This window comes from Amycolatopsis sp. MtRt-6 (assembly GCF_017308975.1).
Taxonomy (GTDB): Bacteria; Actinomycetota; Actinomycetes; order Mycobacteriales; family Pseudonocardiaceae; genus Amycolatopsis.
Map to the genome: position 1 here is coordinate 7,932 of NZ_JADWPD010000062.1, position 4,450 is coordinate 12,381.

The window sequence follows — 4,450 nt, forward strand, 5'->3', positions numbered from 1 at the left end:
CGCCCCCCCACCCCCGTGTTTGTTTGCCCCCCCCGGGGGGGGGGGGCCCCCCCCCCCCCCCCCCCCCCCCACGCCGGTTGCTCAGGGGTAGCTCACCAGGTTGACGGCCTTGGTCCCCGGCGGCGTCGCCGGGCCGATGTTGTTGATCACGTGCGTGATCGTGCCCTGGTAGTTGAGTGAGACGGTCACCATGTCGTGGAACCGGACACCCGGCGTGTCCGGCGCCTCGTACGCGTGCGCGCTGGTCACCGACGGGTTGGTGCTGAAGTAGCAGTAGCTGCCCAGGCCCCAGGCTTCGTGGCTGGTGACGTCCGGGCCCACCTTGTAGGCGGAGAAGCCCGGCGTCGAGCCGTTCATCCAGCTCGCCTGGTTCGGCACGTCGTAGGGCATCTCGTTCTGGAAGAAGTAGGTGCGGCCGCCGTTGCCGTTCCAGACCACCTGCGTCTTCTGGTAGTGCTCGACGAAGAGGCCGTACATCGTGACGTCGTCGCCGTTGACGATCAGGCCGGTGTCGGCGGTGTTGGTGGTCCAGCCGACGTACTCGGTGCGCTCGGCGTGGTCGGCACGCCAGATCCACAGGTGGTCGCCGATCACGTTGCCGCTGTTGACGACCAGGCTGGTCGCCGCCTTGCCGACGGCGGCGCCGCCGATCCGGAAGAAGACGTCATGCAGCGACGTCGGGTTCGCGGCGTGGTTCGCGGCCGAGCCGGCCGGGCCGACCTGCATGAGCGTGGCCGAGCTGGTCGTGCCGGCGTCGATCAGCAGGCCGGCGACCTTGACGCCGTCGACGTCGTCCACGGTCATCGCGGTGATGCCGTTGTCGGGGATCAGCGTGGCGATGCCGAGGCCGAGCACGACGGTGTCCGGGCGGGTGACGCGCAGCGTCTGGTTCAGGTGGTAGACGCCGGGCGTGACCAGCAGGTTCTTGCCCGCGGCGAGCGCGGCGTTCAGGTCCGCGGCGGTGGCGCCGGGCTTGGCGATGTAGAACTGGTCGATCGGCAGCGACGTGCCCGGCGCGGCGCCGTTCGCCCAGGTCGTGCCGGACGCGTTGGTCTTCAGGCTGGGGACGAACACCTGGTACTTGCCGGCGCTGTCGATGGAGAGGAACGGCTTCTCGCGCACGACCGGTGTCTGGCCGACGGTCGTGTACGGCGGCGTCGGAAAGGTGTTGGCAGGCGCGCCCTGAACGCCGGCGAAGACCATGTTCCAGTTCGAGCCGTTCCAGCTGCCGAACTGCGAGTTGCGCGAGATCCACTGCTGCTGCGAGCCGGAGCGGACCTGGCCGTCGATCTTCGAGTCGGAGATCCAGCCGCCGGAGGCCCAGCCGCCGTCGTCGAGCTGCAGGTCACCGCGGACGTGCATGCGACGGTAGGGCGCGGCCTGGCTGACGGCCCACCGGTCGGCGCCGCCGTTCGGCGTCACGGACAGGTTCTCGGCGCCGCGCCAGAAGTTCTGGGTGGCGTTCTGCGGCGGGAACCAGTCGGCCTCGACGTGCACGGCGCCGTTGATGTTGACGGCGTCGGGGCTGAGGCCCAGGCCGAGGACCTGGGTGTAGAAGCCGACGTTGACGTCGTTGGCGTAGGTGCCGGGCTTGAACATCACGGCGTAGCGCTGGCCGCCGAACTGGTTGCGTTCCTGCTGGGCGAAGATGCTGTTGAGCCGGCTCTGGATGGTCGAGCTCGGCATGGACGGGTCGAAGATCACGACGTTCGGCCCGAAGTCCGGCTGACCCGGCTGGCTCGTGTTCACGGGGGTCAGCATGAAGGACTGGGCGGCGGTGCCGTTGCAGGTGTACTGCTGGAGCTGCACGTCGCCGGCGGAGGCGCCGGGGACGTCGAGGCACTTCCCGCTGTTGCGGCTGACGAAGTGGTAGCGCCCGTTCCCTTCGTCGACGGCCTGCCACTGCTGGTTGGCGCCGCCCCCGTAGGTCCAGAGCTGGAGCAGGCCACCATCGGCGGCGGAGACGTCCTTGACGTCCCAGCCGGCGGCCGGGTTGGTCCGGGCGTTCACCCGGAAGTAGCCGTCGCCGGTGGACTGGAACTGCCACTGCTGCGAAGCGGTCTGGTTGCAGGTGTACTGCTGGACAACGGTGCCATCGGAGCCCCCGGCGCCCCGCGCGTCGACGCACTTGCCACTGCTGGCGGCGGCGACGGTGTACCACCCGTCCGGGGCAATGGCGGCTTCCGCCGTCGCTGTCATGGTCCCGACCAGGACCGACGCTGCCGCGAGCAGCGTCGTCACCCGCCGTCTCGTCTTCATTCGAGCCTCCTCGTTCATCAAGAGGTGTGCCCGGTCTTGGAGACGCGGCGTAACGGGCGGGGACCTCGGCGTCACAACCGCGCAAAATGTAACGGCGGCCACACCGAGACGTCAATACAGGACTAAAAATAAGGTGTGAATGCGCTGGTCAGCGGGCTTTGGATCGCTTTGGGACCCCCGTGCGAAGGGGGTCTTGGCGGGGTGTACTGTATGGGCATACGAGATGCGGAGTTCACCTTCGCCTCGGGGCTATGGCGCAGCTGGTAGCGCACCTCACTGGCAGTGAGGGGGTCAGGGGTTCGAGTCCCCTTAGCTCCACAGATGTATTTTGGACATGCGACGCCGAGTTGAGTCGGTTTCGTTATGTGCAGCGGTTCGATTGGCGTCTGATCAGGGTTCGCTGCCGTACAGGACGCCAGGTCAGACGCTGAAGTCGGCGCCATTCTTGCATCGGATCAGGATTGATGCGTCGCAGACCGGCCGCCGTCTTGGCCTCTGCGGCATAGGTGGTCCGGTCGACGGCCTTCTCGCCGGGTACAGCAAGGACCCACTGCGCTCTGAGTTGCTCTCCGTGATTGCCCGTGGCTGTCGGCCACTCCTTATCGCACTGAGATTGCAGGTCCGGAGCGACGACGTCGATTGTCGTCTGTGCGTGACGGTGCCGGGCGGGTTCAGGCGGACGCTGCGGGTAGCGGCGGATGAGGGTTTCAGCAAGGAACCGAGCCCGTCGCGACCTGGTCGCACCGAAGCGCAGACGAAGACGGAAGATGTCGGCTGATATCGACCTCTGGTGGGCCGCGTGATGGGCTGCGTCCTCGCGTCGCGCCTCGTCCAAGGGCGCATCGAGCGGACGCTTCCGAGGAGCCTGTCGACCGTGCTTCCGGACTCCTGCTGCTCGGGCAGACACTGCGCCGACGCGCCCTCCGACTTGTCCCGGGCATGCGGTTCAGGTTGCTTAGGGAGAGCTTCGTGACGTCGTGGAAAGACGACGACCTCGGCGTTCTCGAGCGCGCTCACGAACTGGAAATCACACCACCACCGGCCACGGTCCGGCTGCCCGGAACGAGGAGATCGAGCAGCAGGTCGCGGTTTGGGTGCCGGGCGACGAGGTCCGCACGGAGCTCACACTCGACTCCTCGTGAAGTCGTGCTCATCGGGCTGCCTGGCCGAGCCGGTGGCCTTCGAGGAATTCGTCGCGAAGCCGTTCGAGTTCCGTGCGGTAGCGGTGCACGTTGCCCACTTTGATCTGCTCGTAGCCCCGGATGATGTCGGGGAGTGCGGCGATCTTGGTCGCGGTCGCCACGGTGTGGGGGCTGAGCCGGGGCAGCAGTTCGTCGATGGCGTCGCGGTACTGCGTGATGAGGTCGCGCTCCATCCGGCGCACCGAGTGGTAACCGAACACGTCCAGCGGAGTGCCGCGGAGGCGTCGCAAGGCATACAGCAGGCGGAACACCGGGCGTGACTTCGCCGTGAACGAGATCTTCCGCTTCAGGCCCATCGAGCGCAGCAACGGTGGGTGCAGTTTGACCCGGTAAGCCGCGTCCGGGCCGAACTCTTGCCGGATGGACGCGTCGAAGGCTTCGTCGAGGATGAGTCGGGCGACTTCGTATTCGTCTTTGTAGGCCATCAGTTTGAACAGGTGGGTCGCCACGGCTTCGGCCAGTTCGGCGGACCCGTGGATCGCGGTTTCCTCGGTGGCGCGCACCTTCTCGACGAAGGTGACGTAGTCCCGCGCGTAGGCCGTGTCCTGGTAGGCGATGAGCTCGGCGGTGCGACGCGTGACGAGCTCGGCGAGCCGTGAGCCGCTGATCGCCTCCACCACCGACGCCAGCCTGGCCACCTCGCCGGACGGGGCCGGGGCGGCGAGTGGTGGTTCGGTCTCCGGGGTGAGCGCTGCTCGCAACGCGTCAGGGTCCGACATTGCCTGGCGCCCCCGGCGGAAGGCCTGCAGATTGGTGGCCGCGGCGGCACCGTTGAGGGTAATGGCGGTCTCGAGGGATTCCGCGGTGATGGGAATCCGGCCGAGCTGGAACGCCGCCCCGACCAGGATCATGTTGGCGTACTGGGCGGATTCAACTGGTCGTCGCAACACCTTGATCACGGAGGTTTGCGATGGGGCGCGGTCGGAAGCAGGTGCCGGAGGCACCGGTGGGTGCGCGGCGGCAGTGGGCAGCGGATCGGGCGTTGCGGG

General features: G+C 67.6%; 2 protein-coding genes and 1 tRNA gene. 1 reads left to right on the plus strand and 2 read right to left on the minus strand.

Annotated elements, in window-relative coordinates:
* Positions 1–81 precede the first annotated feature (81 nt).
* On the minus strand, positions 82–2,259 hold the full coding sequence (locus I4Q55_RS48655; protein WP_242548106.1) for an RICIN domain-containing protein: 2,178 nt from the start codon (positions 2,257–2,259) through the stop codon (positions 82–84).
* Between the two features lie 245 nt (positions 2,260–2,504).
* Between I4Q55_RS48655 and I4Q55_RS48660 the strand changes: the two genes are divergently transcribed.
* Positions 2,505–2,577, plus strand: a tRNA-Ala gene (locus tag I4Q55_RS48660).
* Between the two features lie 832 nt (positions 2,578–3,409).
* Here I4Q55_RS48660 and I4Q55_RS48665 read toward each other — a convergent pair.
* Positions 3,410–4,450 (minus strand): DUF6537 domain-containing protein (locus I4Q55_RS48665; RefSeq protein WP_206797837.1); only part of this gene is annotated, 1,041 nt, incomplete at its 5' end.

Coding starts and splice junctions, on each gene's coding strand:
- I4Q55_RS48655 (WP_242548106.1), bottom strand. CDS start 2,259: ATGAAGACGAGACGGCGGGTGACGACGCTGCTCGCGGCAGCGTCGGTC.